A 14991-nucleotide genomic window follows, 5' to 3' on the forward strand; every position below is an offset into this window, starting at 1 on the left:
ACCTTTCAACGAAAGGTATTTATTATAAAATCTTTTTAAAGTGTTCACTTTGCGCATGTTCGTCTAACGAAAGAGTCTCCTCGACGTTGCGTCCGCAAGCGCATTAGCGCGACGCGGTTGGCACGAGGTTCGAGTGAGCCTTAGCGAACGGCTCGCGAACCGAAGTGGCAAAGCAATGTGCCGGAGGCCGTAGTGAGCGCGAGCGGGAACCGTGAGACGCGAACGAAGCGAGGAGACGAAGTTAGCCGAAGTGTGGCGTTTTGAGATCAGTAATTTCTTTTTCTAAAGCTCTCTGAACTAATTGATTCAAAGAGATACCTTCTCTCAAAGATTTTCTATAGACGCGTCTATGAAGCTCTGTCGGTATGCGAACATTAAATGAACCTTTAAAAGATTTCTCTGGACTTTTTTTAGCTTTTTGACATAAAATTAAATAATCGTCTACTGATTCTTGAAATGCCTTCTTTAATTGTTTAACTGATTCACCTTCAAAGGAAACTAAATCTTCGATTCCTTCTATTTTTCCAAAAAATATTTCATCATCTGCATCAAAATGAACAGAGCCTAAAAATCCGTTATACTCGATAATATCTTTCATTTTATATAGCCCTCCGATTTTAATTCGTCTAAAATTTGATTTATCTGGTACGACTTCAAAATATTTTTAGGATGAGGTTTATGAAGTCTTATTATATGTTTGGTTTCTGAATGAATCCAAGCGACTCTTGAACCAGAGGATTTGCCGGAATTGCTTTCATTATATCCATAACTAGAGAGTAGCTTTCTAAGCTCATCGTAAGAGAAATCTCTTGGTTTTCCTTTGAATCTTTCTACTAACTTTTCACCCTTTGACACAGTCCTATTCTAAAGCTAATTCTCAGAATTGCAACTAATTTTTAGTGGCATTTTCATCCCAATTTCGAATGCAAAAGGCAGCCACATTTCGTCTAACGAAAGAGTCTCCTCGACGTTGCGTGTCCAAGCGCTTGTGCGCGACGCGGTTGGCACGAGGTTCGAGTGAGCCTTAGCGAACGTCCCGCGAACCGAAGTGACAAAGCAATGTGGCTTTAGCCCGAAGTGAGGGTCGCATTAGCGATCCCGAACGAAGCGAGGAGACGAAGTTATGCGAAGGTTTCGATTACAAAGTCTTAAAGCTTAATTCTTGTGCTATCTTATTGAAATCTTTGTCATACGAAAAAATAAGTAACTCTTCCCCGAGTTCATTGCGAAACTCAATAGCCGTTGACAAATGTAAAGCATCTAAAGTCCTGCAACCAGAAAGTAAATCTTCGTTATTCAGATTTTCCATTGTAGAAGAATCTAAATTTTTGAGATTTATCTCCTCGAGCAGTTTATCGAGTTCCGTTAATTTTCTCTCTTTCCAGCCTGTACCAAGTTTCTTTTTATTATGAAAGTAAGCCCTTTTAATACTTATTTTACATTCTGCTTCCAATAATATCGAACTTACTCTGAGTTCCGTTGCCTTCCAGATTGAAATCGATTTATCTAAAGTTGGTTCTTGAAAGATAATTGATAGCAAAACACTTGAATCTATATAGACTATCATCTCAGACACGATCAGAGCGAGAATCTTTGTGAATGGCTTCCCATTCTATTTTTGACATACTTTTAGGATGCTTTTTGACTATTGAATCAATCTGCGACTTATTTCTTTTCGCAAGCTTAATCTTTCCTATTCGATTCTGCTCTTCCAAATATAGGTATAAACGTTTCTTTGAATCTTCTAAAAATTCAGACGGTTTTTTAATCTCCGCTATTACTTGCTCATGCTCTGTAATAACGATTGTTTCCCCGGCTTTTACCAAGTGTAAATATTTACTTAGGTTATTTTTAAGATCCCTAATTCCAACAGATTTCATGCTCTAATTATAGCCACAGTGGCTCTTTTTCAAGCTGTTTTTTATCTCAAATAAAATTTTGCTAAACTTTCGCCTAACGAAAGAGTCTCCTCGACGTTGCGTCCGCAAGCGCATTAGCGCGACGCGGTTGGCACGAGGTTCGAGTGAGCCTTAGCGAACGGCTCGCGAACCGAAGTGGCAAAGCAATGTGGTTTTAGCCCGTAGTGAGGGTCGCATGAGCGATCCCGAACGAAGCGAGGAGACGAAGTTATGCGACGGTTTGAGCTCTTTCAATTATTTTACAATACAATAAATGTTATAATCTTCGAGTTCCTTGATAAATTTGTATTCATTCGAATTTGGATCATCCGTTGATGTCTTATAACTTTTATCTTTTGATGTATCTACCCAAATAATGATAACGAAACGATAACCTAATCTATAAATGAATGCTTGGCCGATCGCTTCGCGGATGCTTGCACCAGTCCTAATCACTTTCACTTCGATCGCGATTCCGTCATTTGCGATACTCATATCCGGCCTATGGTCATGACCAAATGCTGTTATTCTAGTCATAACTTGCTGAATATTTCTTTGATCTATGAAATCATCGAAATTTGGCTGTAACGCGCCGGAAAGTCTATCTTCAAATTTTCGTTCATCATCGGAGTTAATATCTAGAGATACGCGCTGAACGATTTTAAGTATTTTTTCTACACTTTCCCAATAGTAACCAGTCTTTCTACTCGCTAAAAATACAGACATTTTGAATTAACTCCTTTTGAGGCACTTGGATTCATAACATATTTCTGATAAAATGATAGGCTAATTTTTAAATACCAAACGGTTTAATATTTAATTAGCAATTTTATATCTTTCCGAATATTTTCCAAACTGTCGCATAACGAAAGAGTCTCCTCGACGTTGCGGCTCCGAGCGCATATGCGCGAAGGAGTTGGCACGAGGTTCGAGCGACCTTAGTCGCGTCTTGCGAACCGAAGTGGCAAAGCAATGTGCCGGAGGCCGGAGTGAGGGTCGCATTAGCGATCCCGAACGAAGTGAGGAGACGAAGTTATGCGACGGTTTCACTTTATTGAATGTCTTTTAAGAGAATATTTTTTACCTTGGTTTGATTATCCATTGCTTCTTGAGTCCCGATAATTTTTGCATTTTTAGTCACCATATAATTAAGCTTAAATTCTTCTATAATTTCATCATAAATAAATTGAATAAAAATAACTTCAAATAACTTATTTGCTTTTTTCGCATAACTTAAAGTAAGCGATACCTTATCTTTATTTAATGCTTTGATAATAATATCCGGATTGTCAATTTCTTTAAAATAATATTGAACAATAGGAGTTCCTTTAAGTTTAAATAAATAAGAATCAATTTTATTAGGATTTTTTCTGTTTAAAACTGATTGCTCGAATATCGCTTGGACAAAGTAATAAAATAATTTTAGCTCTTGAAGAGCAGAATCAAGAACTGCATCTCTGATTTTATCATGAAAATATGCATATATTAGAGACGAAAAAGTTATAATAACTTCAGGAGGTGCATCTAGTGATTTATTAAACTGATGCAAGAAATTGAAATTATAATTTGAAGTTTTCTTAACTTGATCAACAATATTCTTTTCAATATTTTCTCTTTCCTTATAATGATTTCTATCTAACGTAAGAAGAGTTATTTCGTCTTTTTCTATTTCATTGTCTTGCGGCGACATTGGTGATTCCACTTTATCACCTTCCAGAATCACTAAATTCCCTAAATCCGGGTCCTTGAAGTTGGATGTCTTATCAAAAATATCTTGAATTCCATATAATTCGTAATGCCCGTCATCGGCTCTGATAATTTCCACACTCTCAATTCGACCTATATATGGAAGGGATGAGTCATGCAGTAATCCAACAAATTTTGGAATCTTTGCTTCATTAAATTGTCTTTGCGCTGATTGCAAAGCTTCCAGTGTAAAAATATCTCCTTGGAGATCCTGTCGAGTTGTCATCATTAATATTTTTGTTTTCATTCAAAATCCTTTGAAACTGTCGCATAACGAAAGAGTCTCCTCGACGTTGCGGCCGCAAGCGCATTAGCGCGACGCGGTTGGCACGAGGTTCGAGTGAGCCTAGCGGACGGCTCGCGAACCGAAGTGGCAAAGCAATGTGGCTTTAGCCCGTAGTGAGGGACGCATTAGCGATCCCGAACGAAGCGAGGAGACGAAGTTATGCGCTGAAGCCCCTTCTCTATCAAAATTAAAGTTTTAATTTTTCTAAAGTCTTTATAATGCTTTCTAGTGAAACGCTTCCATCAGCGATCCCAATCGTAAGTTCATATAATAAATCGTCTTGGTCTTCTATTTCAATTCCGTTTAGATCGAGAAAGATAAGAGCGGACGCAAGTGCTACGCGCTTATTTCCATCAACAAAGGCGTGATTTTTACATATATAAAATAAATATGCAGCAGCCTTTTGTATTAAGCCTGTATGAAATTCTTGATTATCAAAGCTCGAAAGTGGTTGAGAAATTGCTGACGCAACCGTAAGAACCGCCGTATTCTTCGATCTGGTTTTTATGAATATATAATACTTCTTCGTAAGTTAAATATCTAATCGAATCGGCGTTCATTCAGCAAGTAGCTTAAGTGTCTTGCCATGTTTCTTGTTTATTTTTCCAAGACTGGCTTCTAATTTTTTATCAATCGGAGTGATTATTAAACTTTTACCATCGGTACTAATATCCAATGAAGTATCTGAAGTAATATGTAAAAGTTCAAGTATTGGTTTTTCTATAATTAAGGCTGAACTGTTACCATGTTGAATCAGTTTTTTGACCATTGCTTTACCCGTTACAACATAGTATATACAATAGTATTACCGATGTCAAATAAGATTTAGATTCTCCCCCATTTTTCCCTCTGTGAAATTTTTGTTATGCAATCCAATTCTGGGGCTTTTGCGCATAACGAAAGAGTCTCCTCGACGTTGCGTGCCCGGAGCGCCTGTGCGCGAAGGGATTTTAACGAGGCTTGAGCGAACCTTAGTGAGCGTCTTGCAAGCCGAAGTTAAAAAGCAAATGTGCCGAAGGCCAAGCAAGAGTCGCGAAGCGATCTCGCAGCGCCGTGAGAAACCGTAGTTAGACGACGTGCCCCGATTATTAGATATTATAATTTATCCCAAGCAGGAATTTTATCGTCGCTATTGATCTGAGAAAGAACATTTCTAAAATCTGCGAAAATTTGTTTCTTAGTTTTACCTTTGTAATATTTTTCAAAATATTGAGAAGTTTCAAGATCTTGAATTTCTTTTGTAAATGCGTAAAGTGCTAATTGATTTATTGAAACACCCTGCTCTTCAGCCACTTTCTCAATTTTATGCTTCAATTCAGAAGGAATTCTAATAGTCAATACACTAGCTTTTGTTTTCATAATTCTCCCTCCAATAATTCATAAAATTCGACGGTGTTATAACTTTCAAATCTTGAAATTTTAAATCGTTATCTATTAGATAATCTTTTACGTTACTAGTAATTAAATAATCCGCGTTACAGGCTATTGCAAGTTCGACAAAATGATTATCATCCTCATCGCGCAGGTTTGGACGAAAGGCAAAATAAATCGTTTGCGGATAACTTGCGTAAGCAATAAATCCCAATATCTTTTTTATTTCTTTATCGTTAATTCCTAAATCTGCTTTTGAAGTCCGCCTATTTAGCACTTCTTCATATTCTTTAAAGACTGGTATCGATAATCCTAACTTAATTTTCTGATCGAAAACTAATTCCAGAATTGCTCGGGAAGCCCCTTTTTTTGCTCTTAACGCTTGATAAAGAACATTTGTATCTAAGACGACTTTCAATTTCTGTATGATAGTATATACGCTATCATTTGTCAACAGCTAATTTAGGCTCTCTACGCAAGATTTGGGGCATGTTCGTCTAACGAAAGAGTCTCCTCGACGTTGCGTCCCTGAAGTGCATTTGCGCGAAGGGTTGGCACGAGGTTCGAGGCGCCTTAGCGCTGGCTCGCGAACCGAAGTGACAAAGCAATGTGGCTTTAGCCCGTAGTGAGGGTCGCATTAGCGATCCCGAACGAAGCGAGGAGACGAAGTTATGCGTAGTGCCAAACATTAAACAGCAATTTTTCATTAAGATTATTCGTTAAAGAGAAATTTGTGCAAAGCCTCGCGAATAACTGGTTCTTTAAAATGCTGAATGTAACTTTCAAAAAATAAATTTACTTTATCAACAAAGTATTTAGCAATTTCACGATTAGAAAAATATGAATATAAATCGAGCCCCATTTTTTTATCCGCTATTAAACCTCTACGAATAAGCGGCTGCAATTTATCTTTTCCAGGATAATCAGAATAAAATACACCAATAAAGATGACATTCCGTTCATCAAATAATGAACTTCTAATTTCTTCTTTTCTATCTATTTTAATATTATAAGTAAGTAAAGACGGATGAATTATTGCGTTTCTAATTTGTCTTAAATCAGCCCAAATCGATTCAAAATTTTGAATAAATTTTTGACTTTCAATATTCATTAAAGATGAAAATGCTTTTAAGATTTCTAATGGATAAAATTTTCCCATCCTTACAATCTTAATAATTTCCTGAAAACGATTAATGAATGGAGTAATATCATAATCCGCCTTAAATAAAATATCTTTATCGAATTCGAGCGCCCTATCAAATTCGAGAATCTCTCTTGCATAAACTTCAACCGCAGAAGTTAGTAAAGAGTAAATTGGAAGAATACGGTCATCATAATTTATGCCTTCTTTAGCTGAATCAGTAATAAATTCGGCCAAATCTAAATATCTTCTTCTGATATTTACAAGACCAATATCAACTATTTGATTTTTATCTTCTGACATTTTCACATTTGGCATTACGCATAACGAAAGAGACTTCTCGACGTTCGCGTTCCCGGAGCGCCTGTGCGCGCAGGGATTGACGGAGGCTTGAGCGACCTTAGTCGCGTCTCGCAAGCCGAACGGCAAAGCGAATGTGGTGAAGCCCGTAGTGAGTCCGAGCGGGAACCGTGAGTGACGAACGGAGCGAGAAGTCGTAGTTAGCTGAAGTGGCTATTGGGTCCAATCTTCGATTTTTAAGTCCTTAATTCTTTTAAATTCTTTTGTATTATTAGTTACAAAAATATAATTATTAGCAATTGCTTGAGCTGCAAGAAGCATATCTATTGAACCAATTACGCTTCCCCTTTTTTCTAAGTCAGCCCTAATGAACCCATAAGACTCAGCATCTTTATCAGAAAAAGAAAGTATATTAAAAATTGTTAAAAATTCAATCAGTGCAACTTTGTTTTTTTCCCTATGTTCACTTTTCTGAATTCCAAATTCAAGCTCCGCGACGGTTAAAGAAGAAATAAATAAATCTTTATTTAATTTTTTCTTAAGGTTTCCCAAAAGAACCGCGTTTTTCTTTTTAATTAGAAAAATACAAATATTGGTATCCAAAAGATACATTAAAACTTTTCTCTTTTATCGGATTTCGGTTGTTCTCTTCCCTCCTCCAGAAAATCATCTGAAAATCCATTTAATCCTTCTAAAAATACGTTCCAGGCCTTATTCTTAGGAACTAATATTACCGCTTCTCCAACTTTTTGAATAAGGACATCATCTCCGGTAAATTGAAATTCTTTTGGCAATCTGACCGCTTGACTTCTTCCATTTATAAATAATTTTGCTGTTTGCATTAAACTTTCTCCAAAATTAATATATATCAAGATATATACTTGTCAAGGGATTCTTATCGGATTTGTTTTAAATTACAACAAATTTATAGCCATTTCAGCTAACGAAAGAGTCTCCTCGACGTTGCGTCCGCAAGCGCTTGTGCGCGACGCGGTTGGCACGAGGTTCGAGTGAGCCTTAGCGAACGTCCCGCGAACCGAAGTGGCAAAGCAATGTGTCGAAGACCGTAGTGAGTCCGAGCGGGAACCGTGAGTGACGAACGAAGCGAGGAGACGAAGTTATACGCAGTTGCCCATTTATTAAAATAATAATAACTTAATATTATCTAAAACTTCTTTCAAAGAAACTTTATTGACCGATTCAATAAACTCTGCTTCACGAATAGTCCAATCTAGGTTTTTAACTTGATCGGAAAGAACTACTCCATCGATTTTCCTTGATTTAATCAACACTTCGAATGGATAACCTTTAATTTTACTTGTAATTGGACAAAATATTGCTAATCCAGTTTTCGAATTGTATTCCTTCGGTGATAATACAAGTGCAGGTCTACGACCTTTCTGTTCATGACCTGCTTGAGGAGTAAAGCTCAACCAAACTATATCTCCTTTCTCAGGAGTATATCTTTTACTCTTTACCACGCTTCCTTACCTATCGAATTACCAGTAGATATTTCAGAATGAAGATTTTGTTTTGTAATTTTAGAGAGTTTTTCTTCCAATGAGGCCTTTCTCATTGGATATATTACAATCTTATCCCCTTCATATTGTAATTCAACGTGGCTTCCGTCATTTAACTCTAATTCCGTTGCCATTGCTTTTGGAATTCTAATTCCTAAGCTATTTCCCCATTTTTGAATAATTGATTCCATAAATCCCTATATATACATTGTATATACTTTTGAAAATTTGTCAGTAATTTTTTAGAGTCAAATTTAACGATTTCGAAATGAATTTCTTTCTTTAAGATTTGTAAGGGAAGTCACAACTATCTACATATTTTTTTGGGCTATTGCAACTAACGACGCAGGTTTCTCGACGTTTGCGGTTCTGGAGCGCGTCGCGCGGAAGAATTGGAACTCGGTTCGAGCGACCTTAGTCGCGTCTCGCGAACCGAAGTGACAAAGCGAATGTGCCGAAGGCCAAGCGAGAGTTGCGGAGCAATCTCGAAGCGCCGCGAGAAGCCGCAGTTATGCGAAGTTGGGCAATAAATTCAACCAGTTCTTTGAAGCGTTTGAATATTATCTAATTTGAGCTTTAACTTCTCTTTCTGTTTTCTTATTTCTAAATCATTTTGAAGATTTATCCAAAATTTATCAGACATTCCGAAAAATTTAGCCAATCTCAAAGACATATCGATTGTGATTTTACGCTTATCGTGCAAAATCTCTAATACTGTAGAAGTGGAAACATGTAGCTCTTTTGCCAGTCTATATGGAGTTACTTCTAATGGATCCAAAAACTCTTCTCTGAGGATTTGAGAGACTGTGGGTGTCGGAATTCTTTTAGTTTTCATAATAAGTCTCCTCAATGATAATCAGCGATAGACACATCAAAGCAATTTCCATCAGCGAATTTAAATGTAATTCTCCACTGGTCATTTATCCTGATTGAACAATAATTCTTTAAGTTCCCTTTTAAATGCTCAAATCTATTAGCTGGTGGACTCTTTAAATCTTCTTCTTTTTCAGCATTTTCTAGAATGAGAAGTTTGATTAGCGCCCTACTCTGTATTTCCGGAGGAATTTTCTTTGAGAATTCTTGATGAAAAATCCTCTCAGTTTCTTTATCTCCGAAAGATTTGATCATTTATCCATATAGTCGCATTGCGGATATATCTGTCAATCCGATATACTTTAATTTAACTTTAAAAATACTATGACGAGGAAGACAAATCGAACATTTTTCTACTTTCTAAAAAAAGTCTTTTGCCCAATTTCGCATAACGAAAGAGTCTCCTCGACGTTGCGTCTCCGAGCGCTTACGCGCGAAGGAGTTGGCACGAGGTTCGAGTGAGCCTTAGCGAACGTCCCGCGAACCGAAGTGGCAAAGCAATGTGCCGGAGGCCGGAGTGAGGGTCGCATGAGCGATCCCGAACGAAGCGAGGAGACGAAGTTAAGCGACGTTGTGATTTTTAGTTAATCAAAAAGAGTTTTTTCTTTTGATATAATTAAATTAATTTGAATTTCTAGATTGGGAATTTTAGTTATTACCAAATCCCAAACAATATCATAATCCACTACAAAGTAACCATGAATTAAGCGATTCCGGGTAGCCGACAGCTTTTTCCATTCCACATCGGAATATTTTTTCTTGAATGAATCTGATAGTTTATTAGAAGCCTCGCCTATTATCTCAATGCTTCTAACGAAAGCTCTTTTCATTAAATCATCAGAAACGAACTGATCACGATTTAATTTTTTCGATTCAATCTGTAAGAAAATAATCTCTTCTTTAATGTGATTTATATAACCTAAATCAGATTTCAATAAGAATTGCCTCAGAAAGTATAAAATCTCGTAAATCTTTAGTAAGAGACTCTTCAGTTAATAGATCAACGTGAGTATTTAAAAGATCTTCCAATCGGAAGGAAAGATCCATAAAGCTATCAAAGTTTTTCTTACCAGAATGGAATTGAACAAGAATATCTACGTCACTACCTTCATGATTTTCATTTCTCGCAACGGAACCAAAAAGCAAAAGTTTTTGAACTCCTAAATTTAGGAGTTCTTGCTTATGTTCGACTAATATATCTTTAACTTCGCCGGAATTCATACTTACTAATGATTTGTTCAGTAATTTTCTTTTCTCGCTTAATAAATGTCAAGATTATTTAGATCCGGCAATTTCTAATCTACTTTCATTCTAAAGTGATTTTTCTCACAATGTCGCTTAACGAAAGAGTCTCCTCGACGTTGCGTCCCTGAAGCGCATCTGCGCGAAGGGTTGGCACGAGGTTCGAGGCGCCTTAGCGCCGTCCCGCGAACCGAAGTGACAAAGCAATGTGCCGGAGGCCGGAGTGAGGGTCGCATGAGCGATCCCGAACGAAGCGAGGAGACGAAGTTAGGCGAAGTGATGCAAAATACACTACAAGCATCCTTCTACTAAATTTAATTCGGGATATCTTCCAACACTAATTGATGTAATATTCTTATTATTTGTCTCAAAAATAATTCCATAATTTTTATCTGATTTATCCACTGGCTTATAAGTATATTCCAAGTAGTTTGTATAATGCCCGCGCGTTTCTTCTAACTTTTCTTTATATACACTTTTTAATTTAGCTAATGAATCTCCTATTTTAATGCCAGAAATTGTTTCATTCTCTGGCTTGTATAAGTAAATTCGTGCAAGTTTCATGTTATTTTTAGCAGGTCCAGTAAACATAAAGCCCAAGCTAGAAGTAGAATTTTTGAAATAATAGAAAGCGCAATTTTGCTCTACTAACGGATCCTCTTCTATTTTCAATTTTTGACCTGTCACTTTTTCAATTTCAACAACACTCATACCAATAAGAATTTTACCAACGCCACGAATGTGAATTTTGTATTTCTCAACGGTAAGCGGTAGATCCTGTGCAAAGCCAATTTGAGCATAACAGACTGCTAAAAGTATTAGTATTTTCTTAATCATAAAACATGTTTTCCTGTAAAAAATTGCATCATTTCGCCTAACGAAAGAGTCTCCTCGACGTTGCGTCTCCGAAGCGCTTGTGCGCGAAGGAGTTGGCACAAGGTTCGAGGCGCCTTGGCGCCGTCCCGCGAACCGAAGTGACAAAGCAATGTGTCGAAGACCGTAGTGAGTCCGAGCGGGAACCGTGAGTGACGAACGAAGCGAGGAGACGAAGTTATACGCAGTTGCGGAATTTCGCGACACGGATGTCGCTGAATTAAGTTTCGTTTCTTACTTTAATACTTAAATACTCATCTGGAGTAATGATGTTAAAGTTCTTAATTTTCTGAAGAGTTAATAAATCTTTGTCTCCAGTAATTAAATAGTCTACTTTTGCTGCAAAAGCAGACTCCAGAATGTGATAATCATCTCTATCTCTTAACTCTAAATAATCTTGAATAGGTTTATTTTTAACAAGCGCAGTAATATCTCTGATTTCAGATAAAACAATCTGAATAAAATTATCATCAAGTTTGAATTTTGGTTTAGAGAGTGTAGATTCAATCTCAGCTAATATTTCTTTCGAAATATATCCTGTAAAAACCTCATCAATTAAATCTTGGAAAACAAGCCTTGGTTTTCCTCTAAATAAAATAGCAGAGATGTAAATATTAGTATCTAATAATACCTTCAACATTATTAAGAAGCATTTCTTTTATTTCTAACGGATTTAATTTCATTAAAAACATCCTTTTCAGAAATATTACTTCGATCAGTAACTTTTGAAGTGAAGTCAAAGATGGCTTGCCATCTAGTTTTTTTCTCAATATACGCTCTAGCGGCTTCACGAATCAATTCTGACCTGGACCTGTGTTCCCTCTTTGCAATTTTATCGATTTCTTTTAAAAGTGCTTTTTCAAAGGAAATATTAACAGTCTGATTCATAATCTAAATAATATACAATGATTGTATGCTTGTCAACCTAATTTCATCCTTTTCGCCCCTACTTCTCGCCACATGGATGTGGCGTCTCCCCCGCAATTGCGTATAACGAAAGAGTCTCCTCGACGTTGCGTGTCCAAGCGCTTTAAGCGCGCCGGACTTGGCACGAGGTTTGAGCGACCTTAGTCGCGTCCCGCGAACCGAAGTGACAAAGCAATGTGTCGAAGACCGAAGTGAGGGGCGCATTAGCGATCCCGAACGAAGCGAGGAGACGAAGTTAGACGGCGTCTGCTTTCAAGTTCAAGCAATATGCTTGCGAGATTTAACCTTTACTTCTAAATCTAATGCGTGACAGACTTTCAAGAAAGTAGCTAAATTGCAGTTAATTCCATTTTCAATTTTCGAAAGTTGTTGCTGAGTCACGTGAGCTAATTTCGCTAATTCAGATTGAGAAAGCCCTTTCTTTTCTCTTAAATCATGTAATTCCAAAGATAAATTAATTAGTTCTTTTTCTTCTTGAAACTTTTCTTTGAATTTCGCATTTTTAATTTTAGATTTTAAATGTGTTCTGAATGATTTCATGATAATAACTTCCCTATTTCTTTTTCCGGATATTTTTTAAGAAACTTCTCTCTTCTCTTCATTGCTTTATCAATTTCAGTTTTCGGAACTTTATCAGACCGTTTAATAAAATGATTCGTTAGTATAACATAGTCTTTATAACAGAAGAAATATAATATACGAACCTGATCGCCGGAAAGTTTAATTCTTAGCTCATGAATTCCGTTTTTTAAAATATCAGCGTAAGGTCTTGGTAAATTTGGACCTAATTCTTCAAGTTTCTCGATCCAAGCTAATATCTTTGCTTGATTTCGTTCATCCTTAGAATTGATAAAAGTTTCGATTTCACTTTCTTCGTTCTCAGATTCCGAGTAATAGTAAACTTTCCATTTTCTCGCCACAAATCAATTTACATCATATAAGATGTATTGTCAACCGCGAAATAGTCAAAACGACTTTAAATAGTAAATCAAGTTGCAAGTCCATTTTTAGCAGATGCCGTCTAACGAAAGAGTCTCCTCGACGTTGCGTCTCCGAGCGCTTACGCGCGAAGGAGTTGGCACGAGGTTCGAGGCGCCTTAGCGCCGGCTCGCGAACCGAAGTGACAAAGCAATGTGGCGAAGCCCGTAGTGAGGGGCGCATTAGCGATCCCGAACGGAGCGAGGAGATGAAGTTAGGCGTTCGTTGTCGCTTATTAAAGTATTCCTATTACTGATTACTTTCCATCATTGGATTTCGATGATACAAACCAAGAAGCGACGAAGCCGGTGAAAGTTCCAAACAAACCAACTCCGGTCGTCATTAAAATCGCCGCTATCAATCTACCCTCAGTTGTAACAGGAAATCTATCTCCATAACCTACTGTTGTAACCGTTGTATAAGACCACCAAAGAGCGTCTTCCGCAGTCTTAATATTACTATTCGGATCATCTTCAACCTGAAGAATTGAAATCGACGAAAAGATAATAATTACAAACGCGATTAAAGCAACAGAAGAGAATGCACCTTGTGCCTTATTTTTAAAAATGAAATGAATTAAGTTTTTTGTAGATCGTAATGCTCTAAGAACTCGTAAAAGCCGAATTAACCTGAATAGTCGCCCTGCCCTAAAATAATCTAAAGTAGGAATACTCGAAAGCAAATCGATCCATCCCCATTTTAAATACGAGAGCTTGCTTTCCGCAGTGAATAACTTGTATGTAAAATCAAAGATGAAAAAGATGCAAATCAGATTATCGATAAAATTTAATAATCTTTCTAATTCTGAATCAAGTTTAATGAAAGAACTTAGCAATAACGCCGTTAAAACGTAAACAGATAATACAACCGTCGCCAGATCGATAATTGCGAAAGGAACTTGCCTTTGAGTTTCTTCATTTTCCATTTAATCTTCTTTAATGATTATTGCGACAATGACGCCTAACGAAAGAGTCTCCTCGACGTTGCGTCCCTGAAGCGCATTTGCGCGAAGGGTTGGCACGAGGTTCGAGCGACCTTAGCGCCGTCTCGCGAACCGATGTGACAAAGCAATGTGGCTTTAGCCCGAAGTGAGGGTCGCATTAGCGATCCCGAACGAAGCGAGGAGACGAAGTTATGCGAAGTGGCTGATTGTTATTTAAGCGTTTTTACTCTTTAAATGTATTACTGGCTCAGCATCCAGTGCTTTTGCAAGTCGGTTAATCAATGACAATGATAAGTTCTTATAATTTCCTGATTCAATGCGTGCTATCGCTGGTTGAGAAGTGCCAATTTTCTCTGCTAAATCCTTTTGAGTCAGATTTCTCTTTTTTCTCAATTTGATAATTTCTTTGGCTAAAGTAAACTCATTGGAAAGAGCTTCATAATCTTTCTTAAAATCTTTATTTTTCAGCTCTTTATTTAGAAGTAAATCAAAGCTTTTCGTCTTAAGTTTCATACTTGCTCTCCTCTATAAGTCTTCATCAACTTGAAGGCCTTAGTCAATTGATCTTTACTCGTCTTTTGCTCTTTCTTTATATATCCTGAAGTTAAAATAACAACGCGATCTTTCTCAAAGAAATAAAAGAATCTACAAATATTAGAACCCTGTTTAATTCTTAGCTCGAAGAGCCCTTCGTAACCTTGAATTTTCTTAGAAAATGGTTCTCTTAATTCTGGCCCAAATTCTCCTAATAATTCAATCGTTCTAAATGCTTTGGCTTTAAGTTTGTTTTCCAGTTTTAAAAGAAACTCTTCCGCAGGTTCTAATAATTGGATTTTAAACTTCACTATTCAAATATATCAAATTTGATATATTTGTCAATCCCAATTTCAATT

The 14991-nt window shown here is 37.0% G+C and carries 27 protein-coding genes; all 27 read right to left on the reverse strand.

The features are described from left to right. Nucleotides 1-241 precede the first annotated feature (241 nt). The 27 genes from LFX25_RS19510 to LFX25_RS19640 all read right to left on the reverse strand — a co-directional run bounded on the left by LFX25_RS19510 (nucleotide 242) and on the right by LFX25_RS19640 (nucleotide 14943). The gene (locus tag LFX25_RS19510) at nucleotides 242-598 is read right to left on the reverse strand and encodes a type II toxin-antitoxin system HicB family antitoxin (protein ID WP_238731914.1); all 357 of its coding nucleotides are present in this window, start codon (nucleotides 596-598) and stop codon (nucleotides 242-244) included. Further along, on the reverse strand, nucleotides 595-855 hold the full coding sequence (locus LFX25_RS20785; protein ID WP_238731915.1) for a type II toxin-antitoxin system HicA family toxin: 261 nt from the start codon (nucleotides 853-855) through the stop codon (nucleotides 595-597). The genes LFX25_RS19510 and LFX25_RS20785 overlap by 4 nt, the downstream gene beginning before the upstream one ends. Before the next feature lie 283 nt (nucleotides 856-1138). Beyond that, nucleotides 1139-1567, reverse strand: coding sequence for a PIN domain-containing protein (locus tag LFX25_RS19520; protein WP_238732084.1), 429 nt, complete (start codon nucleotides 1565-1567; stop codon nucleotides 1139-1141). A 1-nt stretch (nucleotide 1568) separates the two neighbouring features. Next, nucleotides 1569-1880, reverse strand: a complete 312-nt coding sequence (locus tag LFX25_RS19525; RefSeq protein WP_238731916.1) for a type II toxin-antitoxin system Phd/YefM family antitoxin — start codon at nucleotides 1878-1880, stop codon at nucleotides 1569-1571. 273 nt (nucleotides 1881-2153) lie between these two features. Beyond that, complete coding sequence (locus LFX25_RS19530) at nucleotides 2154-2624, reverse strand: hypothetical protein (protein WP_238731917.1); 471 nt, start codon at nucleotides 2622-2624, stop codon at nucleotides 2154-2156. 325 nt (nucleotides 2625-2949) lie between these two features. Then, nucleotides 2950-3891: a hypothetical protein gene (locus LFX25_RS19535; protein WP_238731918.1), complete on the reverse strand. Its 942-nt coding sequence runs from the start codon at nucleotides 3889-3891 to the stop codon at nucleotides 2950-2952. Between the two features lie 226 nt (nucleotides 3892-4117). Continuing rightward, entirely contained in the window at nucleotides 4118-4444 is a 327-nt protein-coding gene (locus LFX25_RS20880; RefSeq protein WP_319937458.1) for a type II toxin-antitoxin system death-on-curing family toxin, read from the reverse strand. 42 nt (nucleotides 4445-4486) lie between these two features. Next, nucleotides 4487-4699: an AbrB/MazE/SpoVT family DNA-binding domain-containing protein gene (locus LFX25_RS19545; protein ID WP_238731919.1), complete on the reverse strand. Its 213-nt coding sequence runs from the start codon at nucleotides 4697-4699 to the stop codon at nucleotides 4487-4489. A 326-nt stretch (nucleotides 4700-5025) separates the two neighbouring features. After that, on the reverse strand, nucleotides 5026-5289 hold the full coding sequence (locus LFX25_RS19550; protein WP_238731920.1) for a toxin-antitoxin system HicB family antitoxin: 264 nt from the start codon (nucleotides 5287-5289) through the stop codon (nucleotides 5026-5028). After that, nucleotides 5273-5719 carry a putative toxin-antitoxin system toxin component, PIN family gene (locus LFX25_RS19555; RefSeq protein WP_238731921.1) on the reverse strand — a complete coding sequence of 149 codons (447 nt, stop codon included), beginning with the start codon at nucleotides 5717-5719 and terminating at the stop codon, nucleotides 5273-5275. The genes LFX25_RS19550 and LFX25_RS19555 overlap by 17 nt, the downstream gene beginning before the upstream one ends. A gap of 294 nt (nucleotides 5720-6013) precedes the next feature. Beyond that, nucleotides 6014-6745 carry a hypothetical protein gene (locus tag LFX25_RS19560; protein WP_238731922.1) on the reverse strand — a complete coding sequence of 244 codons (732 nt, stop codon included), beginning with the start codon at nucleotides 6743-6745 and terminating at the stop codon, nucleotides 6014-6016. Between the two features lie 210 nt (nucleotides 6746-6955). Further along, entirely contained in the window at nucleotides 6956-7354 is a 399-nt protein-coding gene (gene vapC / locus LFX25_RS19565; RefSeq protein WP_238731923.1) for a type II toxin-antitoxin system tRNA(fMet)-specific endonuclease VapC, read from the reverse strand. Continuing rightward, on the reverse strand, nucleotides 7354-7584 hold the full coding sequence (gene vapB / locus LFX25_RS19570; protein ID WP_238731924.1) for a type II toxin-antitoxin system antitoxin VapB: 231 nt from the start codon (nucleotides 7582-7584) through the stop codon (nucleotides 7354-7356). The genes vapC and vapB overlap by 1 nt, the downstream gene beginning before the upstream one ends. Before the next feature lie 297 nt (nucleotides 7585-7881). Next, nucleotides 7882-8223, reverse strand: a complete 342-nt coding sequence (mazF, locus tag LFX25_RS19575) for an endoribonuclease MazF (protein ID WP_238731925.1) — start codon at nucleotides 8221-8223, stop codon at nucleotides 7882-7884. Beyond that, on the reverse strand, nucleotides 8217-8453 hold the full coding sequence (locus LFX25_RS19580) for an AbrB/MazE/SpoVT family DNA-binding domain-containing protein (RefSeq protein ID WP_238731926.1): 237 nt from the start codon (nucleotides 8451-8453) through the stop codon (nucleotides 8217-8219). The genes mazF and LFX25_RS19580 overlap by 7 nt, the downstream gene beginning before the upstream one ends. A 341-nt stretch (nucleotides 8454-8794) precedes the next feature. Further along, nucleotides 8795-9097, reverse strand: a complete 303-nt coding sequence (locus LFX25_RS19585) for a HigA family addiction module antitoxin (protein ID WP_238731927.1) — start codon at nucleotides 9095-9097, stop codon at nucleotides 8795-8797. An 11-nt stretch (nucleotides 9098-9108) separates the two neighbouring features. Beyond that, on the reverse strand, nucleotides 9109-9390 hold the full coding sequence (locus LFX25_RS19590; protein ID WP_238731928.1) for a type II toxin-antitoxin system RelE/ParE family toxin: 282 nt from the start codon (nucleotides 9388-9390) through the stop codon (nucleotides 9109-9111). Between the two features lie 329 nt (nucleotides 9391-9719). Continuing rightward, entirely contained in the window at nucleotides 9720-10070 is a 351-nt protein-coding gene (locus tag LFX25_RS19595) for a HepT-like ribonuclease domain-containing protein (RefSeq protein WP_238731929.1), read from the reverse strand. Further along, nucleotides 10060-10356 (reverse strand): nucleotidyltransferase family protein, encoded by a 297-nt coding sequence (locus LFX25_RS19600; RefSeq protein WP_238731930.1) that lies wholly within the window; start codon nucleotides 10354-10356, stop codon nucleotides 10060-10062. The genes LFX25_RS19595 and LFX25_RS19600 overlap by 11 nt, the downstream gene beginning before the upstream one ends. A 312-nt stretch (nucleotides 10357-10668) precedes the next feature. Next, on the reverse strand, nucleotides 10669-11214 hold the full coding sequence (locus LFX25_RS19605; protein WP_238731931.1) for a hypothetical protein: 546 nt from the start codon (nucleotides 11212-11214) through the stop codon (nucleotides 10669-10671). 256 nt (nucleotides 11215-11470) lie between these two features. Then, the gene (locus tag LFX25_RS19610) at nucleotides 11471-11890 is read right to left on the reverse strand and encodes a putative toxin-antitoxin system toxin component, PIN family (protein WP_238731932.1); all 420 of its coding nucleotides are present in this window, start codon (nucleotides 11888-11890) and stop codon (nucleotides 11471-11473) included. Nucleotides 11891-11892: 2 nt separating this feature from the next. Then, entirely contained in the window at nucleotides 11893-12138 is a 246-nt protein-coding gene (locus LFX25_RS19615; protein ID WP_135595075.1) for a CopG family ribbon-helix-helix protein, read from the reverse strand. A gap of 297 nt (nucleotides 12139-12435) precedes the next feature. Beyond that, nucleotides 12436-12717, reverse strand: coding sequence for a helix-turn-helix domain-containing protein (locus LFX25_RS19620; RefSeq protein ID WP_238731933.1), 282 nt, complete (start codon nucleotides 12715-12717; stop codon nucleotides 12436-12438). Beyond that, nucleotides 12714-13097, reverse strand: coding sequence for a type II toxin-antitoxin system RelE/ParE family toxin (locus LFX25_RS19625; RefSeq protein WP_238731934.1), 384 nt, complete (start codon nucleotides 13095-13097; stop codon nucleotides 12714-12716). The genes LFX25_RS19620 and LFX25_RS19625 overlap by 4 nt, the downstream gene beginning before the upstream one ends. Before the next feature lie 314 nt (nucleotides 13098-13411). Further along, the gene (locus tag LFX25_RS19630; RefSeq protein ID WP_238731935.1) at nucleotides 13412-14080 is read right to left on the reverse strand and encodes a potassium channel family protein; all 669 of its coding nucleotides are present in this window, start codon (nucleotides 14078-14080) and stop codon (nucleotides 13412-13414) included. Nucleotides 14081-14311: 231 nt separating this feature from the next. Then, on the reverse strand, nucleotides 14312-14611 hold the full coding sequence (locus LFX25_RS19635) for a helix-turn-helix domain-containing protein (protein ID WP_238731936.1): 300 nt from the start codon (nucleotides 14609-14611) through the stop codon (nucleotides 14312-14314). Beyond that, entirely contained in the window at nucleotides 14608-14943 is a 336-nt protein-coding gene (locus LFX25_RS19640; protein ID WP_238731937.1) for a type II toxin-antitoxin system RelE/ParE family toxin, read from the reverse strand. Before LFX25_RS19640 ends, LFX25_RS19635 begins: the two co-directional genes overlap by 4 nt. Nucleotides 14944-14991: the final 48 nt, after the last annotated feature.

Source organism: Leptospira sanjuanensis, assembly GCF_022267325.1.
In the GTDB taxonomy this organism is placed as follows: Bacteria; Spirochaetota; Leptospiria; order Leptospirales; family Leptospiraceae; genus Leptospira; species Leptospira sanjuanensis.

What these genes read in the sequence shown, in the direction of transcription:
- LFX25_RS19590 (WP_238731928.1), bottom strand. Translation starts at nt 9,390, where the DNA reads ATGATCAAATCTTTCGGAGATAAAGAAACTGAGAGGATTTTTCATCAA.
- LFX25_RS19545 (WP_238731919.1), bottom strand. Translation starts at nt 4,699, where the DNA reads ATGGTCAAAAAACTGATTCAACATGGTAACAGTTCAGCCTTAATTATA.
- LFX25_RS19525 (WP_238731916.1), bottom strand. Translation starts at nt 1,880, where the DNA reads ATGAAATCTGTTGGAATTAGGGATCTTAAAAATAACCTAAGTAAATAT.
- LFX25_RS19585 (WP_238731927.1), bottom strand. Translation starts at nt 9,097, where the DNA reads ATGAAAACTAAAAGAATTCCGACACCCACAGTCTCTCAAATCCTCAGA.
- LFX25_RS19615 (WP_135595075.1), bottom strand. Translation starts at nt 12,138, where the DNA reads ATGAATCAGACTGTTAATATTTCCTTTGAAAAAGCACTTTTAAAAGAA.
- LFX25_RS19560 (WP_238731922.1), bottom strand. Translation starts at nt 6,745, where the DNA reads ATGTCAGAAGATAAAAATCAAATAGTTGATATTGGTCTTGTAAATATC.
- vapC (WP_238731923.1), bottom strand. Translation starts at nt 7,354, where the DNA reads ATGTATCTTTTGGATACCAATATTTGTATTTTTCTAATTAAAAAGAAA.
- LFX25_RS19635 (WP_238731936.1), bottom strand. Translation starts at nt 14,611, where the DNA reads ATGAAACTTAAGACGAAAAGCTTTGATTTACTTCTAAATAAAGAGCTG.
- vapB (WP_238731924.1), bottom strand. Translation starts at nt 7,584, where the DNA reads ATGCAAACAGCAAAATTATTTATAAATGGAAGAAGTCAAGCGGTCAGA.
- LFX25_RS19605 (WP_238731931.1), bottom strand. Translation starts at nt 11,214, where the DNA reads ATGATTAAGAAAATACTAATACTTTTAGCAGTCTGTTATGCTCAAATT.
- LFX25_RS19530 (WP_238731917.1), bottom strand. Translation starts at nt 2,624, where the DNA reads ATGTCTGTATTTTTAGCGAGTAGAAAGACTGGTTACTATTGGGAAAGT.
- LFX25_RS19580 (WP_238731926.1), bottom strand. Translation starts at nt 8,453, where the DNA reads ATGGAATCAATTATTCAAAAATGGGGAAATAGCTTAGGAATTAGAATT.
- LFX25_RS19535 (WP_238731918.1), bottom strand. Translation starts at nt 3,891, where the DNA reads ATGAAAACAAAAATATTAATGATGACAACTCGACAGGATCTCCAAGGA.
- LFX25_RS19520 (WP_238732084.1), bottom strand. Translation starts at nt 1,567, where the DNA reads ATGATAGTCTATATAGATTCAAGTGTTTTGCTATCAATTATCTTTCAA.
- LFX25_RS19600 (WP_238731930.1), bottom strand. Translation starts at nt 10,356, where the DNA reads ATGAATTCCGGCGAAGTTAAAGATATATTAGTCGAACATAAGCAAGAA.
- LFX25_RS19630 (WP_238731935.1), bottom strand. Translation starts at nt 14,080, where the DNA reads ATGGAAAATGAAGAAACTCAAAGGCAAGTTCCTTTCGCAATTATCGAT.
- LFX25_RS19610 (WP_238731932.1), bottom strand. Translation starts at nt 11,890, where the DNA reads ATGTTGAAGGTATTATTAGATACTAATATTTACATCTCTGCTATTTTA.
- LFX25_RS19620 (WP_238731933.1), bottom strand. Translation starts at nt 12,717, where the DNA reads ATGAAATCATTCAGAACACATTTAAAATCTAAAATTAAAAATGCGAAA.
- LFX25_RS19550 (WP_238731920.1), bottom strand. Translation starts at nt 5,289, where the DNA reads ATGAAAACAAAAGCTAGTGTATTGACTATTAGAATTCCTTCTGAATTG.
- LFX25_RS19510 (WP_238731914.1), bottom strand. Translation starts at nt 598, where the DNA reads ATGAAAGATATTATCGAGTATAACGGATTTTTAGGCTCTGTTCATTTT.